The sequence below is a fragment of the Rathayibacter sp. VKM Ac-2801 genome, from assembly GCF_009834245.1.
Taxonomy (GTDB): Bacteria; Actinomycetota; Actinomycetes; order Actinomycetales; family Microbacteriaceae; genus Rathayibacter.
This window is the reverse complement of record NZ_CP047183.1, coordinates 385732-402382: the sequence shown is the minus strand read 5'-3', so window position 1 is coordinate 402382 and position 16651 is coordinate 385732. Positions and strand designations below refer to the sequence as shown.

Sequence of the window (16651 nt, the reverse complement as noted above, 5' to 3'; positions counted from 1 at the left end):
CCCACTCCCTGGAGCCGCCGCGATGGCCCTCGCCTCGAAGACCCCTGCCCGCCCGCACGCCGAGCCCACCGTGATGACGGCGCTGCGCACCCCCCGCATCCTGACCCGCGAGGTCCTCGCCGGCCTCGTGGTCGCGCTCGCGCTCATCCCCGAGGCCATCTCGTTCTCGATCATCGCGGGCGTGGATCCGCGGGTCGGCCTCTTCTCGTCGTTCGTGATGGCCGTGTCGATCGCCTTCCTCGGCGGACGCCCCGCGATGATCACCGCCGCCACCGGCGCCGTCGCCCTGGTGATCGCCCCCGTCGCCCGCGACTACGGGATGGACTACTTCATCGCGACGGTGATCCTCGCGGGCGTGTTCCAGATCGTGCTCGGGCTGCTCGGAGTGGCGAAGCTGATGCGCTTCATCCCCCGCAGCGTGATGGTCGGCTTCGTGAACGCGCTGGCGATCCTGATCTTCTCGGCGCAGATCCCCAACCTGATCGGCGTGCCCTGGCTGGTCTACCCGCTGGTCGCCGTCGGCATCGTGATCATGGTCGCGATGCCCCGCCTGACGAGGGCGGTCCCGGCGCCGCTCGTCGCCATCGTCCTGATCACCGCGGCGGTCGTCGTCACGGCCGTCGCCGTCCCCACCGTGGGCGATCAGGGCGAGCTGCCCCGCAGCCTCCCCGAGCTGTTCGTCCCGGACGTGCCGCTCACCTGGGACACCTTCACGACCATCGCGCCGTACGCGGTCGCGATGGCGCTCGTCGGGCTCCTCGAGTCGCTGATGACCGCGAAGCTCGTCGACGACATCACCGACACCCCCTCCCGCAAGACCCGCGAGTCGCTCGGGCAGGGCGCCGCGAACGTGCTCTCCGGCCTGTTCGGCGGCATGGGCGGCTGCGCGATGATCGGCCAGACGATGATCAATGTGAAGGCGTCCGGCGCCCGCACCCGCATCTCGACCTTCCTCGCCGGCGTGTTCCTCCTGATCCTCGTCGTCGCGCTCGGCGACCTCGTCGCGATCATCCCGATGGCCGCGCTGGTCGCGGTGATGGTGATGGTCTCGGTGGCGACGTTCGACTGGCACAGCATCCGCCCGTCGACCCTGAAGCGGATGCCCATCGGCGAGACGGTGGTGATGATCGCCACGGTCGTCGTGGTCGTCCTCACCCACAACCTGGCGATCGGAGTCGTCGTCGGCGTCCTCGCCGCGATGGTCGTCTTCGCCCGCCGGGTCGCCCGCTTCGCCACCGTCGAGCGCACCCTCTCGGCCGACGGATCGACGGCCCGCTACACGGTGACCGGCGAGCTGTTCTTCGCCTCCAGCAACGACCTGACCACGCAGTTCTCCTACGCGGAGGACCCTGCGCACGTCGTGATCGACCTCTCCGGATCCCACATCTGGGACGCCTCGACCGTCGCCGCGCTGGACGCCGTCACCACCAAGTACGAGCGCCACGGCACCCGCGCCGTGATCGAGGGCATGAACGACGCGTCCACGCGGATGCACGGCCGCCTCGCCGGGAACCTCGGCGCGGGGCACTGAGGACAGAGCGCGGGACCGCGGCGCCCGCCGGGAACGATGCGTCACGAACGGCCGTCACGGGCGCCGGGTGAGGACCGTTCGTGACGCATCGATCGGGAGACGGCGGGGAGCGGGCGGCTCGCGGGCGGCCCTAGACGCGCACGGGCGCGACGGAGGCGCGGCGGATCAGCCGCGTCTCGAGCTCCATGCGGGTCGCCGAGGCGCCCGAGGCGAGCGGGGTCGCCGACCGGTGCGCCTGGTGCAGCATCCGGAAGGCGATGGCGCCCATCTCGCCGATGGGCTGCTGGATCGTGGTCATCGGCGGAGTCGCCCAGGCCGACTCCTCGACGTCGTCGAAGCCGATGACGCTGAGGTCGCGGGGGATGCGGAGGCCGGCGTCGTCGGCGGCCTCGTAGACGCCGAGCGCCATCACGTCGGAGCAGGCGAAGAAGGCGGTCGGCGGGTCCGGCTCGGCGAGCATCAGTCCGGCGGCCTCGCGGGCCAGCTCGCGGTCCCAGTCGCAGTAGGCGACGCGCGGCTCCTCGGCCCCGGCGGCGCGGAGCGCGGTGGTGAAGCCGTCGATCCGGGCGCTGCTGTAGAGCTGGGTGCGCGTGCCGCCGAGCACGCCGAAGCGGGTGTGGCCGACGTCGAGCAGGTGCTCGGCGGCCATGCGGCCCCCGTCCCAGTTGGTCGCGCCGACGCTCGCGACGTCGGCAGGCGGCCGTGTGCTGGGGTCGACGACGACGACGGGCAGCTCGGCGGTGGTCAGCAGGTGCAGCTGCGCGGCCGAGACGTTGACCAGTACCACGATGGCGCCGAGCGAGGGGCGGCGGAGGAGGCGGCTGATCCAGGCGCCGTCGTCGCGGGCGCGGGTGAGCACCAGGTCGACCCCGGCGGCGGAGGCCTCGGCCTCGATCCCCTCGAGGACCGGGCCGATCCAGGTGCCGCCGATGTGGCCGACGACGACGTCCACGATCTGGGCGGAGTGCGGGTCCTCGACCGGCGGGCGCAGTCGCGGACGCCGCCGGTAGCCGAGTGCGTGCGCCGCCTCCATCACGCGCAGGCGGGTCGCCTCCGAGACGTCGGTGCCGCCGTTGAGCACCTTCGAGACGGTGGGGACGCTCGTCCCGGCGCGCTCGGCGATCAGCGCCATGGTCGGGCGGGTGGTCGCTCCGGAGACGTCGTCGTGGTCGGGCATGTGCTCACCGTAGCCGATGCCGACTTTCGCAACTAGACCGGCGCGCGGACAGCTTGCTCCCGCCGGGAACCGCGGTGCATGATGGTCGCACGCCGGGACACCCGCGCAGAAGTTGCGCAAGTCCTGTTCGATGACGAACCGCGGAGCGATCCGCCAGCACGTGAGGACGACGATGACCGACCACTCCCCGACCACTCCCGGCAAGACGGCCCTCGTCGTCCGAGGGGGCTGGGACGGCCACCAACCGGTCGAGGCGACCGAGCTGTTCCTGCCGTTCCTCCGCGACAACGGCTACGACGTGCGCGTCGAGGAGTCGACCGCCGTGTACGCCGACGAGGCGTACATGCGGACGGTCGACCTGATCGTGCAGTCGAACACGATGACCTCCATCCAGTGGGAGGAGTTCCTGGGCCTGCGCGCGGCGGTCGAGCGCGGCACGGGCCTCGCCGGCTGGCACGGCGGGATCGCCGACTCCTACCGCGACAACTCCGACTACCTGCAGCTGATCGGCGGCCAGTTCGCCTCGCACCCCGGCAAGCACCCGGACGAGCGCACCGGCGAGCAGTCGGACAACTACATGCCGCACACGATCGAGATGACGGCCCTCGCGGCCGACCACCCGATCACGCAGGGCGTCTCGGACTTCGAGCTGGTCACCGAGCAGTACTGGGTGCTGCACGACGACTACAACGACGTGCTCGCCACGACCACGCAGGCCGTCCGCCCGTGGGACCCGTGGAAGCGCCCGATCACCTCCCCCGCGATCTGGACCCGCCTCTGGGGCGAGGGCCGCATCTTCGTCTCGACGCCGGGCCACCGCGTCGAGATCCTCCAGGACGACAACGTCCGCACGATCATCGAGAGGGGAATGCTGTGGGCGTCCCGCTGAGAGTCGGCATCATCGGCGTCGGGAAGATCAGCGAGCAGTACCTCGCGAACCTCCCGACCTTCCCCGGCCTCCGCCTCGTCGCGGTCGCCGACCTGAACCAGGAGCGGGCGCAGCAGGTCGCCGACGAGCAGGGCGTCCGCGCCCTCACCGTCGACGCGCTGATCGACGACCCGGAGATCGACGCGGTGCTGAACCTCACGATCCCGGCGGCGCACGTCGAGATCGGCACCCGCGCTCTGAAGGCGGGCAAGCACGTCTTCGCCGAGAAGCCGCTCGGGCTGAACCCGGCCGAGGCCGCGCCGATGCTCGACCTCGCGGACGAGCTGGGCCTGCGCTTCGCGAGCGCCCCGGACACGGTGCTCGGGACCGGCGTGCAGACCGCGCGCCGCACCCTCGACTCCGGAGCGATCGGCACGCCGATCGCCGCACAGGTGCACTGGGCCGCGCCCGGACACGAGCGCTGGCACCCGGCGCCCGAGTTCTACTACCAGCCCGGCGGCGGCCCGCTGCTGGACATGGGTCCGTACTACCTGACGGCGCTCGTGCACTTCTTCGGGCCGGTCGTCCGCGTCACGGGCCTGGCCACCCGCTCCGACCGCCCGCGCACGATCGAGACCGGGCCGAAGGCGGGCACGCCGATCGAGGTGACGATCGACACGCACATCACCGCGCTGCTCGAGCACGCCAGTGGAGTCGCCACCACGGTCACCGTGAGCTTCGAGGTCTGGCGCAGCCGGGCTCCGAAGTTCGAGGTCTACGGCACCGAGGGCACCATCTCGGTCCCGGACCCGAACATGTTCTCGGACCCGGTCGAGGTCGCCGTCCGCGACGAGGACTGGCGGGTCGTCCCCGACTCCGCCGGGGTGATCGACACCGGTCGCGGAGTGGGCCTGGCCGACCTCGCCGAGGCGATCGCGGAGGACCGCCCGCACCGCGCCTCCGGACGCGTGGCCCTGCACGTGCTCGAGATCATGGACGCCGTGCTCCGCTCGAACGAGGAGAAGGCGGTCGTGACGATCGAGAGCACCGCCGAGAAGCCCGACGTGATGCCGCTGCGCACGGCCGGCTCGATCGGCGCCTGAGGCCGCCGGGGAGCGCCGACGGGAGGCGGGGATCGCCGCCAGCGCGTCGCTCCCCGTTCGGGGGTGACCGCGGCGCGCGACGCCGTAGACTCGGCGGATCGACGGTCCTCAGCCGTCGTCGCACGCGGAGGGGGATCGGCCGTGGCAGTCGGCTTCCGACGGAGCGGTGAGCTCCGCGCCCTCACGCGACCCCGGCTCCGGGCCGCCGGCGACCCGCTCTCCCCGGAGGACCACCGCTCCCGGCTGTCGGGCTGGCTCAGCATGCCCGGCGGGCCGGGACTCGTGCGGCCCTCCGCCCTCGCTCCGGCCTGGGAGGCGCCCCTGCTCCGGCTCGTGCGCACCGGAGCGCCGGCGGAGGACCTGCACGAGGCGACCAACGGCTCCCCCGGGGGCTCGCGTCTCGCGGCCGTCGTCGAGCTCGTCCGCGACGCCCTGCACTCCTCCGACGACGACCGTGCTCTGCGGCTCACCGGCTGGCTGGTGCGCATCCGCTACGACCCGTCGGCCGACTCCTTCCTCCGCCGCTACGGGATCGCGCTGACCGTCCGCCTGCCGCTGAGCGGCGGCCTCGACGTGGAGGTGCCGCTCGACGCCCCGGCACTGCGCCTGCTCTACGCCGAGCTGGCGGCACCCACGGATCCGGCCGCGGCGGTCGTGGCGGTCGAGACCCTGGAGCCGTCGACCCTCGCGGCGTCGACGCTCGCCTCCCTCTACTCCGCCCGCCGACGCTGGAGCGACGTGGCCGAGTTCTCGGCGCCCGTCGAGAACGTGGACGCCGCCTCCGCCGCGGTGCTCATCCGCCGCGGCGTCGCTCTCCGCGAGCTCGGCCTGATCGAGGGCGCCCTCGAGGCGTTCGACCGCGTGGTGCGCCCGACCGTCACCAGCGCGCGGCCCGTCGAGCTGCGGGCGGAGGCGCTGCTCGAGCGCGCGAGCACGCTCCTCTCGGACGGGCGCACGGCTTCGGCGCGGCGCGATCTCGAGCGCGTGCTCTCCCGCTACCCGGACAGCGCCGCGGCGCGCGAGCTGCTGGCGGTCACCGGGCGCTGACGCGACGGAGGGGCGCACCCTCTGCAGGATGCGCCCCTCCGGTGAGTGCGTCGGCTCAGCCCTCGGCCTTGGAGGGCCTGCCCTCGGCGGGCAGGACCTCGTGCGGGGTGTCGCGCTCGTCCTCGCCCTCGGCCTGCGAGGGCTTGTCGGCCTGGTCGTCCGGGTCCTCGACGGGGCTCGGGGTCTGGTCGCTCATCGGAGTCCCTCCGGCTCGTCGGACGTGGCGGACGGCTGGACGTGCGCCTCGAACTCCATCCAGGCGCGGTCCAGATCGGCTTGCGCCGACTCGGGCTCCCTGGCGAAGTAGCCGTCGTAGATCGCGCGGCCGCCGTGCTCGGGCAGGTCGTCGCGACCGCCGAAGGCCTGCGCGAACAGGCCGACCTCGTCGTCCCTCTTCTGCTGATCCCGCAACCAGGCGGGGAAGGTCTGCGTCATGGTGACACCTCTCTCTCCTGCCCTCCAGCCAATCCCCCGCCACGGATCCGGGCAAGCCCTTCCGCCACGCGCCCCGAGGGGCCAGGCTCCGCCCTCGCGGGGCCGGGCTCGCCCTCTAGAGGACATGTCCGCTACAGGGCGCCCCCGCCGCCGTGAAGGAGCGGCGCCGGACGACCGGCGCACTCCGGTCAGGCTCCCGCCGCGGTGCACCGCTCCGCCAGCACGCGGAACGCGGCGGCCAGCTCGGGCGGCTCGGCCTCGGCCATCGGAGCGTCGAACCGGCCGAACGACGCGGCGAGCGCCGCCCACGACCAGGCGCCGAGGGCGAGTCGGCAGCCCGCATCGCCGAGGTCCTCCACCTCGCCGTCGCCGGCGTAGGGCAGGACCTCTGCGGCGGGCGCGTCCAGCACCACCGAGCCGCGGCACGGCCAGCCCTCCCCGGGCGCTCCGCCGCGGAACCGCGCCTCCAGGAACCCGGCGGGGCTCCCGCCCGGCAGCGCCCGGCGGCGGAAGCGGGCTCCGCGCGGCGAGCGCGGCTCGAGCCGGTCCACCCGGAACACCCGCCAGTCGTCGCGGTCGAGGTCGAAGCCGATGAGGTACCAGCGGCCCTGGCGCGCGACCAGGTGGTGCGGCTCGATGCGGCGCACCGCCTCCGCGTACTCGAAGCGCAGCACCTCGCAGGCCCGGACAGCCGCCGCGACCGCGACCAGCCGCTCCGGAGGGACCGCGGGAGCCGGCGCGGCCGCGACCGTGAAGCGCAGCACATCCGCTCGGGGCCGGAGCCGGGCGGGCAGGACCTGCCGCACCGTCGCCAGCGCACGGGCGGACGCCTCCTCGAGCCCCGCGACCGGCGCGCGCAGGGCGGCGGTGAGGGCGAGCACCTGCTCGTCGTCGAAGAGCAGCGGCGGGAGCTCGGCGCCGGCCTCGAGCCGGTACCCGCCGTCGGGGCCCTTCGCCGCGTCGATCCGGTAGCCCATCGTGCGGAGCCGGTCGACGTCGCGCCTCACCGTCCGCGGCGCGATCCCCAGACGCTCGGCGAGCACTCCGCCCGGCCAGTCGCGGCGGGTCTGCAGGAGGGAGAGGAGCAGGAGGAGCCGCTCGGTCGTCGTGGGCACGTCCCGAGCGTATTCCGAGAAGAGGACCGGAACCGTCCTCTTCTCCTGGGAGCGTCGGGGCACCGGGTGATCGACCCGGTACGACTGCGAGGAGCGCACCATGAGCATCACCACCACGACCCACCTCAACTTCCGCGGACAGGCCCGCGAGGCGCTGGAGTTCTACGCCTCGGTCACGGGCGGCCGGCTCGACGCGATGACCTACGCGGACGCGAACGCCGTCACCGCGCCCGACGAGGCCGACCAGCTGATGTGGGGCCAGGTCGTCTCCGAGGCCGGCTTCCGCGTCATGGCCTACGACGTCCCCGCGCACACCGCCTACGACCCGGGCACGATCCCGGTGTTCGTGTCGCTGCGCGGCTCCGACGCCGACGAGCTGCACCGCCTCTGGGACGCGCTCTCGGAGGGGGCGGTGGTCGTCGCGCCCCTGGCCCCGGCGGCCTGGTCGCCCCTCTACGGGATGCTGCGCGACCGCTTCGGAGTGACCTTCGTCGTCGACCTCGAGGTCGCCTGGGGCTGAGGTTCGCGGGCTCGGCGGCCGGGCGCGTCCCGCTGCGGACGCGTCCGCCGCCGACTCGGTACGCTCAGCACCTGATCCGGTCGGAGGGACGCTGCATGCTGGAGACGATCTCCGAGGCGCTCTCGCTGATCACCCTTCCTCTCGGAGTGCTGTTCCTGCTCGCCGCGTTCGTCGCGGCGCTGATCGACGGACGCTGGCTGACGACGACCGCCTACCTCGAGGAGGGTCCGCCCCTCGCACTGCACTGGGTGACCCGGGCGGGCGAGGTCCGCTCGCGTCCGCTGTCACCCGGAGACCCGCTGACGCCGGCGCGGTCGGACCAGCGCGAGGTGTACTACCGCGAGGAGGATCCGGAGCGCATCCGCCTGCACCGGTGGAGCGACGCGGTGCGGGCGCTGCGCCTGACCGGCCTGATCCTGCTCGGGGCGGGCGTCGTCCTCGGGATCCTGTCGACGGCGCTGGCGATCCTCGCCTAGGCGGCGCTCCGTGCGCCAGGATCGGACCCGTGGATGCGGAACGGGTTCTCGGTGACGGTCGGGCCGACGGGGTGTGGTGCCGGCTCGGGGAGCCGCTGACGGTCGCGGAGATCGCGCGCGGCGGACCCGCCTGGCTGTGCCTGGACGCGCAGCACGGCGCGTTCGACGACGCCGCGGTCCTCGCCGCCCTGCGCGCGCTCGACGCCGTGAGCGGGAGGCCGCCCGTCGGCGTCCGGGTCGCCGGGCTCTCCGACGCCCTGATCGGCCGGGCGCTCGACGCCGGCGCGGACATCGTCGTCGTCCCGATGATCGAGACGGTCGACGAGGCGCTCGCGGCCGTCCGCGCCGCGCACTACCCGCCGCTCGGCCGCCGCAGCTGGGGACCGATGACCGACCTCTGGGGCGCCGCGCCGCCGTCGGCCGCCGAGGCGCGCACCGCGCTCTGGGTCATGATCGAGACGCGGGCCGGCCTCGACGCCGTCGAGCGGATCCTCGCGGTGCCGGGAGTGAGCGGAGTCTTCGTCGGCCCGTTCGACCTCGCGATCGGCCTCGGACGGGACCTGGCCGACCTGCTCGCCGCCGACGGACCCGACGACCCGCTGCCGAGGATCGCCGCGGCGGCCCGACGCGCGGGCAAAGGCGCGGGGGCGTACGCGGGCGACCGGGAGCGCGCCCGGCTGCTGCGGGCGCTCGGCTTCCCGAGGGTCGCCGTCGCGACGGACCAGTCGCTGATCGCGCTCGGCACCGCGGCGGCGCTCGACGCGGGCGCCGCCGACGCCGGTTACTGAGACCGAGGCCGGTGCGCCCGGCTCCGTCGGGCCGGGACTCAGGCCGGCGGGTTCGCCGCCATGAAGTCGCGCATCGGCAGCAGGTTCTGCAGGGGCGCGAAGTACCCGAACCGGGGCAGGTCGAACACGACGCCCGCGACTCCGGAGGCGCCCATCGCCGCGATCCACTCGAGCGCGGCCGGCATCGGCACCTTCAGCACGCGCGACGCGTCCTCGTCGGAGAGGCCGGCGTGCAGCGCCCCGGCGCGGGTGCGCTCCCCCGTGGTGAACGCGAAGACCATCGGCCCCGACTCCAGGCCGCCGACGAAGGGGGTGGGCGCGTCGTCCGGGCCCCGGGCGATGAAGCACCACATCGGCAGGGCGTAGACGCTGCGCCAGAGCGCGTCCATCGCGGCGAAGCTCTCGGGGTCGGCGCGCAGGGCGTCGGCCCGGGCATCGATCTCGGCGGTCTGGTCCATGCGGCTCCCCTCGGCGCCGGCGATCGGCGCGGACCTCCACGCTAACGAGGCTCCCGCTCGGCCGCACCCGCGATCGATCCGCGGTCCGCTCAGGCCGTCGCGTGCAGCGCGGCGTAGGCGCCGCCCGTCGCGAGCAGCTCGTCGTGCGTCCCCTGCTCCACGATCCGCCCCTCGCTGAGCACCACGATCCGATCGGCCGTGCGGACGGTGCTCAGACGATGAGCGACGATCAGCGTCGTGCGCCCCTCGCGCAGCCGGTCGAGGGCGAGCCGGACCTCGCGCTCGGTGCGCGGATCGAGCGCGGCGGTCGCCTCGTCGAGCACGAGCAGGCGGGGGTCGCGGATCAGGGCCCGCGCGATTGCGAGGCGCTGGCGCTGGCCTCCCGACAGCAGCGCACCCCGCTCCCCCACGACCGTGTCCCAGCCGTCGGGCAGCTCGAGGACGAACTCCGCGTTCGCCGCCCGCAGCGCCGCCTCGAGCCGCTGGTCGTCGGCGTCCACGGTCCCGTAGAGCACGTTGTCGCGGATGCTGCCACGGAAGAGCACCGACTCCTGAGGCACCACCGAGACGAAGCGGCGGGCCGTGCGCATGTCGAGGGCGGCGATGTCGCGGCCGTCGAGCAGCACTCGGCCCTGCACGGGGCGGACGAAGCCGAGGACCACCCGGGTCAGCGTCGACTTCCCCGAGCCGGAGGGGCCGACGAAGGCCACGGTCTCCCCCGGAGCGATCCGGAGCGACACGTCGTGCAGCACGCGCCGGTCGCCGTAGTCGACGCTCACCCGGTCGAGCTCGACTCCGCCGGCGAGGGCGTCGACGACCGGCTTCCCCTCGTTGTGCTCGACATCCGGGTCGGCCAGGACCTCGGCGATCGAGCGGCGCGACTCGAGGCCGCGGGTGACCAGCGGAGCCGTCTGGAACGCCGCCGTGATCGTTCCGGTGAGCAGCGCGAAGTAGGAGCTCAGCAGCACGACCTCGCCGACCGTCACCGGCAGGACGCCCGTCATCGCGATGACGGCGGCGCCGAAGAGCGAGCCGAGCGTGATGAGCTGGTAGCTGCTCCACGACAGCGCCCCGAAGCGCCCGTTCAGGCGGTCGAGGGCGACGCCGGCCCGCTCGACGCGGCGGGCGGCCTCCACCACCCGCTCCACCGAGACCTTCTCGAGGCCGTGGGCGCGGGTGACCTCGAGGAGCGCGGACATCTCGCCGACGGTGCCGGACATCGTCTCGACGTGGCGCCGGAACGCCTCGTTGCCGGCCGCCGTGCGCCGTCGGAGCCAGAGCACGAGTGCGGCCGCGAGCGGGACGGTCAGCGCGAACACCAGCAGGAACTGCGGCACCCGCGTGCCCGTCGCCACTCCGGCTCCGACGAGCACCACCAGCGCGGTCAGCACCGGCCCGAAGGCCTGCTGCAGCATCAGCTCGAGGTTCTCGACGTCCCGAACCACCTTCGTCTGGGCGATGGAGGCGCTTCCGCGCGAGTGGTAGTCGAGCGAGAGGCTCTGCAGCCGCTCGGCGAGCGCCTCCCGCAGCCGCAGCCCCAGCGAGCGCACGGCGGAGGAGGAGAGCCGGACGTAGACCGCGTTCGCCCCGATGTTGGCGAGGATCGTCGTCGCGGCCGCCGCGGCCGGCACGACGAGCGCCGCCGGCGACAGGCCGTCGACGAGGGCGTCGACCACGGCGGCGGTGACGAGCGGCAGGATCCACAGCGGGCTGTCCTTGACGACGTAGGCGAGCGCCGCCCCGACGACGCGGTGCCGCGACGGGCGCAGGGCCGAGCGCAGCGGATGCTCGGAGGAGATGCCGCTCACGGCACGAGGGCGGGCTCGCGCCCCGCCGCTGTCGACCGGAGGATCAGGGCGGCCGCGCCGACCAGCGGCCCCTCCCCGCCGAGCCCGGACGGGCGGACGGAGAGATCGCGGGCGTAGTCCAGGACCGCGTGCTCCCGGGCGCTCGCCAGCACGAGGTCGAGGTAGTCGTCGGTCACGCCCGCGAATCCGCCGCCGACGGCGAAGTCGTGCACGTCGAGAAGGGTCGCCGTTCCCGCGATCGCCGTGCCGACGGCCTCGGCGGAGCGGCGGACCGCGGCGAGGGCCACGGCGTCACCACCCGCGGCCGCGCGCCCGAGCTCCTCCCCCGTGCGCCCGACGAAGCCCCGGCGCCGGGCCCAGGCGACGGTGCTCGGTCCTGAGGCGATGCTCTCGAGCGTCCCGTCGCTCCCCTCCTCGGGGTCGGCATCGGCGACGTGCACCTGGCCCAGGTGGCCGGCGTTGCCGGAGCGGCCCGCCAGCACCCGGCCGTCGAGGACGATCCCGCCGCCGACCCCGGTCGACACGACGAGGCTCACCGAGGAGACGGCGCCCCGGTTGGCGCCGTACCAGTGCTCGGCGAGGGCGATGCAGGTCCCGTCGAGGCGCAGCTCGACCGGCCGGCCGGGCACGAGCCGCTCGAGCGACTCCCGGAGCGGAACGCCGTGGAGCAGCGGAAGGTTCTTCGGTCGGATCCGGCCGCCGGCGAGGTCGATCGGCCCCGCGGATCCGGCGCCGACGCCGACGACGTCCGCTCCGGAGGTCGAGGCGGCGACGCACTCCGCGAGCGCCCGCTCGAACTCCTCAGGAGTCAGGGCGGAGCCGGTCGCGCGCCGGTGCCGCGTGCCGGGCACGAGCCCGCCCCCGGCGTCGACGAGAGCGGTCTCGATCTTCGTGCCGCCGACATCGACGGCCAGGGCGGGCTGCGTGCTCACCGCGGATCAGGCCCAGTCGGCGACGAGCTGGTTCGCTGTGCGCAGCACGCTCGGCGATACCAGCGCCTCGGCGTCGAGACCGGAGCCGCGCACCGTGAAGACGACGCTCTCACCCGGCAGCAGCGTGACCATCTGGTCGTCGACGACGGCGGACGGGTCGACCTTGTCGACCAGGAGGGTGACGTCGCGCACGAGGTTCTCCGCGGTGACGGTCACCTCCACTCCGCCCTCGACGAGAGCGACGCTCGTGCGCAGGCGCGCCGCCTCCAGCGCGGAGTCGCGGTACTCGGCGAAGAACCAGAACGCGCGCGCCCCGGCGAAGTCGACGACGAGCAGCTCGGAGGAGGCGTCCCCCGGCGTCGCGACGTCGGATCCGATCGGCAGAGTGCGAGTCGAGCGCGCTCCGACCGCGAGCTCCGTCCGCTCCTCCGCCAGCACCGTCCCGTCGAACGCCAGGCGGCGCACGACGCACTCGCCGGCCCACTCCTCGGGGGAGTCGCCGACGGCGACCACGGCGAGGCCCTCCCCGCGCGGCTGCACGGTGAGCAGCCGGTCCTCGAAGACGTGCTTGAGCGCGTAGAGGAGCGGCTTGGCGGTGCCGTCGCCGTCGACCGCGGCCCACGAGGTGACGGGCCAGCAGTCGTTGAGCTGCCAGACGATCGATCCCATGCAGCGCGGGCTCTCGGAGCGCTGGTGCTCGATCGCGAGCGTCACCGCGAGCGCCTGGTTCAGCGACATCGCCCAGTGCCAGTCCTCGGTGTCGTCGGGCAGAGGGAGGTGCGCGACGAGACCGTCGGTCAGCTTGTCGTTGCCGTCGGTCGCCTTCTGGTGGTGGATCATGCCGGGCGACTCGGGGGTCAGCGGCGAGTCCGAGATCGAGCGCTGGATGGTCGACCACGACGCCGGACCCTGCCAGCCGAACTCGGCGACGAACCGGGCGTGGGCGTCCCGGTAGGCGGGGTAGTCGACGCGGTTCCACAGCTCCCAGAGGTGCACGGAGCCGTGGGCGAGGTCGTTGGCGAAGATCTGCGGGTCGCCCGACCAGGGGCTGCCGGGCGTGTAGGAGCGGGCCGGGTCGAGCTCGGCGACCAGGCGCGGGAGGAGGTCGAGGTAGTAGCCCAGTCCCCAGGTGCGGCCCTGGAGGCGCTTCTCCCAGCCCCACTCCTCGAAGCCCCAGATGTTCTCGTTGTTGCCGTTCCAGAGCGCGAGGCTCGGATGCGGCATGATCCGCGTGACGTTGTCGCGGACCTCCGCCTCGACCTCGCTGCGGAGCGGCTCCTCCTCCGCGTACGCCGCGCAGGCGAAGAGGAAGTCCTGCCAGACGAGGATCCCGCGCTCGTCGCAGAGATCGTAGAAGTCGTCGGACTCGAAGTAGCCGCCGCCCCAGATGCGCAGGAGGTTCAGGTTCGCGGACTCCGCCTGGTCCATCCTGCGGGCGAGGCGCTCGCGGTCGACGCGCGTGATGAAGGCGTCGTCCGGGATCCAGTTAGCTCCGCGGATCCACACGGGCTCGCCGTTGACGACGAAGCGGAACGAGGTGCCCTCGTCGTCGCGGTCGAGCTGCACCTCCAGGGTCCGGAAGCCGATCCGCTGGGAGCGCTCGTCGATCACAGTGCCATCGTGCAGGAGCACGACCTCGAGGTCGTGGAGCGGCTGCCCGCCGAAGCCCCGCGGCCACCAGAGGGCCACGTCGGCCGCCTCGAGGCGGAGGACCGCGGTGCGCTCGCCACCGGGGACGCTCGCCACGGTCTCCACGCCGGCGACGGAGGCGCGCACCTCCACCTCGGCGTCCGAGGCCCGGTCGAGCTCCACGTGCAGCTCGACGCGGCCGGTCGTCCCGTCGACCGTGACCACGGGACGCACCGAGGCGAGGCGCGCACCGCTCCAGGCCTGGAGCGTCACCGGCTTCCAGATGCCGGCTGAGGCGGCGTCGAGCCCCCAGTCCCAGCCGAAGTTGCAGGCGGCCTTCCGCAGGGCGTTGAAGGGGTGGGAGTAGGTGTGGGGCCGATAGCCGATCTCGAGGCTCGCTCGGTCGGCCTCGGCGACGGGCGAGGCGAAGGCGACGACCAGCTCGTTCGACCCTTCCCGCAGCACCTCGTCGACGCGGATCCGGTAGGTGCGGTGCTGGTTGCGGGTGCGGGCGATCTCGTGCCCGTTGAGCGTGACGACGGCCACCGTGTCCAGGCCCTCGAAGACGAGCTCGTGCACGGCGCGGCCGTCGGGAGCCCAGTCGAACGAGGAGGAGTACTCCCAGTCCGTCTCGCCGATCCAGGTGACCTTCTTCTCGTTCTGGTCGAGATAGGGGTCGGGGATCAGACCCGCGGCGAGCAGGTCGGTGTGCACCAGGCCGGGAACGACCGCGGGGACGACGGCGGCGGCGAGCTCGACGGGGACGGGTCCGCGGGTCGCGCGGACGCTCCAGCCCTCGTGCAGGCGGCGGGTGGTCGCGGCGGTCACCCGGGTGTCGGTGTCGATGGTGTGGGTCACTTCGTGGCTCCTGAGGTCAGTCCGTTGTAGATGAAGCGCTGGAGGAAGAGGAAGGCGACGAGGGTCGGCACGATCACCAGGATCGTGCCCGCCGCGATGACCTCCCACTGGGCGCCGAACGGGCCCATGAAGCGGAAGAGGGAGGTCGAGATCACGCCGAGGTCGCGAGAGGGCATGTAGAGGAAGGGGATGTAGAACTCGTTGTAGACTGCGATGCCCTTGATGATCACGACTGTCGCGATCGCGGGCTTCAGCAGCGGGAGCACGATCCGCCAGTAGACGGTGAAGCGGCTGGCTCCGTCGAGCATCGCGGCCTCGTCGAGCGAGACCGGGATCGACTGCATGAACTGCAGGAAGATGTAGATCGCGACGATGTCGGTGCCCGTGAACAGCAGGATCGCCGACCACCGGGTGTTGAAGAGGTCGAGCGCGTTGATCACCTGGAACGTCGCCACCTGCGTGGTGACGGACGGGACCAGCGTCGCGAGCAGGAAGAGCCCGGTCACGAGGCTCCGCCCGCGGAAGCGGAACCGGTCGATCGCGTAGGCCGCCATCGTGCCGATCAGGACCGTGCCGACGATCGACACCAGCAGGATGATGCCGGTGTTGAGGAATCCGGTCACCATCCCGCCCTGCGTGAAGGCGATCGCGAAGTTCTCGAAGTTGAACCAGTTCGAGGGCGGGGTGAGCGGTCCGGTGCCGCGGTACTCGGCCGACGTCTTGAACGCGAGCATGACGATGGTGACGATCGGCACGAGAGCGAAGAGGCAGGCGACGATCAGCGAGCCGTACTTCCCGATCGAGCCGAGGACGGATCCCGCCGACCGGCGGGTGCGCCGCTCCTTCACGGCCGCCTGCCGCGTCACCGGCAGCCCGGTGACCGCCGGGGGGCGCTGCTGGGTGCTGGTCATTCCTGGCTCGCCTTCTCGTCGGGGAACACGCGCCGCTGCACGGCCGTGATGATCAGCACGATCGCCAGCAGCACCACGGCCATCGCCGACGCGAGGCCGACCTTGGAGTAGCGGAAGGCGGTGTCGACCGTCTGGATCACGAAGGTCTCGGACCCGTTCGCACCGCCGGTCATGATGTAGGGCATCTCGAAGGCCGAGAGCGCGCCCGCGATCGCGAGGATGAAGGAGAGTCCGAGGATCCGGCGGATGCTCGGCACGATGATGAAGCGGAACTTGTCGAGGGCGGTCGCGCCGTCCAGGTCCGCCGCCTCGTACTGCTCCTCGGGCACCGACTGGATGGCGCCGAGGAAGAGGACGAAGTTCAGGCCCATGTAGCGCCAGACCGAGGTGGCGGCGAGCGAGACGTTGACGACGTCGGGGTCGCCCAGCCACTGCGGGGTGTCCTGCACGCCGAAGACGCCGAGGACCGCGTCGAGCGTGCCGTCGGGGCGGAAGAAGTAGAGGAACATCAGCCCGATCGCGACGCCGTTGATCAGGTAGGGGAAGAAGATGACGCCCTTGAAGAAGTTGCGGAACCGCGTGCGGAAGCTGAGCAGCGTCGCGAAGAAGAGGGCGAGGCCGAGCTGGGCGACCGCTCCGGCCAGGTAGAAGAGGCTGACGAAGAAGACCCGGAAGATCTCGGGCCGCGTGAAGATCTCGATGTAGTTCTCGAGGCCCACGAAGGTCTTGTCGGGGTCCAGGCCGTCCCAGTCGGTGACGCTGTACCAGAACATGTTCGCGACCGGGATGTAGGTCAGCACGACGAGGAACGCCAGCGGGACCGCCAGGAAGAGCCAGGGTGTGCTGCGCCTGCCGGTGAGGCGCTGCCGGCGGGCGGGCCGGATCCGCTTGCTCGCCGCGACCTCGAGGGGCGGGGCGTCGGTGATCGCCATGTCGATCCTTCCGTCGTGGGGGATGTCAGGGGAGGGGGCGGGCGGCCGCGGGGTGCGGCCGCC

17 protein-coding genes are annotated in these 16651 nt (G+C 72.9%); 7 read left to right on the top strand and 10 right to left on the bottom strand.

The window, feature by feature from the left end; all coding sequences use genetic code 11:
* Positions 1 to 22 precede the first annotated feature (22 nt).
* Entirely contained in the window at positions 23 to 1531 is a 1509-nt protein-coding gene (locus GSU45_RS01815) for a SulP family inorganic anion transporter (RefSeq protein WP_159912212.1), read from the top strand.
* Positions 1532 to 1661: 130 nt separating this feature from the next.
* Here GSU45_RS01815 and GSU45_RS01810 read toward each other — a convergent pair whose 3' ends face one another.
* Entirely contained in the window at positions 1662 to 2708 is a 1047-nt protein-coding gene (locus GSU45_RS01810) for a LacI family DNA-binding transcriptional regulator (RefSeq protein ID WP_159912210.1), read from the bottom strand.
* A 172-nt stretch (positions 2709 to 2880) separates the two neighbouring features.
* Here GSU45_RS01810 and GSU45_RS01805 point away from each other — a divergent pair, with 172 nt between their 5' ends.
* From GSU45_RS01805 to GSU45_RS01795, 3 genes are all read left to right on the top strand, one after another.
* A complete protein-coding gene (locus tag GSU45_RS01805) occupies positions 2881 to 3597 on the top strand; it encodes a ThuA domain-containing protein (RefSeq protein WP_159912208.1) in 717 nt (238 codons plus the stop codon).
* Positions 3582 to 4679: a Gfo/Idh/MocA family oxidoreductase gene (locus GSU45_RS01800; RefSeq protein ID WP_159912206.1), complete on the top strand. Its 1098-nt coding sequence runs from the start codon at positions 3582 to 3584 to the stop codon at positions 4677 to 4679. The genes GSU45_RS01805 and GSU45_RS01800 overlap by 16 nt, the downstream gene beginning before the upstream one ends.
* 141 nt (positions 4680 to 4820) lie before the next feature.
* Positions 4821 to 5726: a tetratricopeptide repeat protein gene (locus tag GSU45_RS01795; protein ID WP_159912204.1), complete on the top strand. Its 906-nt coding sequence runs from the start codon at positions 4821 to 4823 to the stop codon at positions 5724 to 5726.
* Positions 5727 to 5781: 55 nt separating this feature from the next.
* Here GSU45_RS01795 and GSU45_RS01790 read toward each other — a convergent pair whose 3' ends face one another.
* The 3 genes from GSU45_RS01790 to GSU45_RS01780 form a co-directional block, all read right to left on the bottom strand.
* On the bottom strand, positions 5782 to 5922 hold the full coding sequence (locus GSU45_RS01790) for a hypothetical protein (protein WP_159912202.1): 141 nt from the start codon (positions 5920 to 5922) through the stop codon (positions 5782 to 5784).
* Positions 5919 to 6161, bottom strand: coding sequence for a hypothetical protein (locus GSU45_RS01785; RefSeq protein WP_159912200.1), 243 nt, complete (start codon positions 6159 to 6161; stop codon positions 5919 to 5921). The genes GSU45_RS01790 and GSU45_RS01785 overlap by 4 nt, the downstream gene beginning before the upstream one ends.
* Before the next feature lie 188 nt (positions 6162 to 6349).
* Positions 6350 to 7276 (bottom strand): WYL domain-containing protein, encoded by a 927-nt coding sequence (locus GSU45_RS01780; protein ID WP_244248178.1) that lies wholly within the window; start codon positions 7274 to 7276, stop codon positions 6350 to 6352.
* Positions 7277 to 7376: 100 nt separating this feature from the next.
* Here GSU45_RS01780 and GSU45_RS01775 point away from each other — a divergent pair, with 100 nt between their 5' ends.
* From GSU45_RS01775 to GSU45_RS01765, 3 genes are all read left to right on the top strand, one after another.
* Positions 7377 to 7796, top strand: a complete 420-nt coding sequence (locus GSU45_RS01775) for a VOC family protein (protein WP_159912198.1) — start codon at positions 7377 to 7379, stop codon at positions 7794 to 7796.
* A gap of 95 nt (positions 7797 to 7891) precedes the next feature.
* The gene (locus tag GSU45_RS01770) at positions 7892 to 8272 is read left to right on the top strand and encodes a hypothetical protein (RefSeq protein ID WP_159912196.1); all 381 of its coding nucleotides are present in this window, start codon (positions 7892 to 7894) and stop codon (positions 8270 to 8272) included.
* Positions 8273 to 8301: 29 nt separating this feature from the next.
* Positions 8302 to 9060, top strand: coding sequence for an aldolase/citrate lyase family protein (locus tag GSU45_RS01765; protein WP_159912194.1), 759 nt, complete (start codon positions 8302 to 8304; stop codon positions 9058 to 9060).
* 38 nt (positions 9061 to 9098) lie between these two features.
* On the opposite strand, the gene GSU45_RS01760 is transcribed toward GSU45_RS01765, so the two are convergent.
* The 6 genes from GSU45_RS01760 to GSU45_RS01735 form a co-directional block, all read right to left on the bottom strand.
* A complete protein-coding gene (locus GSU45_RS01760; protein ID WP_159912192.1) occupies positions 9099 to 9518 on the bottom strand; it encodes a hypothetical protein in 420 nt (139 codons plus the stop codon).
* 89 nt (positions 9519 to 9607) lie between these two features.
* Complete coding sequence (locus GSU45_RS01755) at positions 9608 to 11326, bottom strand: ABC transporter ATP-binding protein (protein ID WP_159912190.1); 1719 nt, start codon at positions 11324 to 11326, stop codon at positions 9608 to 9610.
* Positions 11323 to 12258 carry an ROK family protein gene (locus tag GSU45_RS01750; protein ID WP_159912188.1) on the bottom strand — a complete coding sequence of 312 codons (936 nt, stop codon included), beginning with the start codon at positions 12256 to 12258 and terminating at the stop codon, positions 11323 to 11325. Before GSU45_RS01750 ends, GSU45_RS01755 begins: the two co-directional genes overlap by 4 nt.
* Before the next feature lie 6 nt (positions 12259 to 12264).
* Positions 12265 to 14745, bottom strand: coding sequence for a glycoside hydrolase family 2 protein (locus GSU45_RS01745; protein WP_244248177.1), 2481 nt, complete (start codon positions 14743 to 14745; stop codon positions 12265 to 12267).
* Positions 14742 to 15656: a carbohydrate ABC transporter permease gene (locus GSU45_RS01740; protein WP_159912186.1), complete on the bottom strand. Its 915-nt coding sequence runs from the start codon at positions 15654 to 15656 to the stop codon at positions 14742 to 14744. The genes GSU45_RS01745 and GSU45_RS01740 overlap by 4 nt, the downstream gene beginning before the upstream one ends.
* Positions 15653 to 16588, bottom strand: a complete 936-nt coding sequence (locus GSU45_RS01735) for a sugar ABC transporter permease (protein WP_159912184.1) — start codon at positions 16586 to 16588, stop codon at positions 15653 to 15655. The genes GSU45_RS01740 and GSU45_RS01735 overlap by 4 nt, the downstream gene beginning before the upstream one ends.
* Positions 16589 to 16651: the final 63 nt, after the last annotated feature.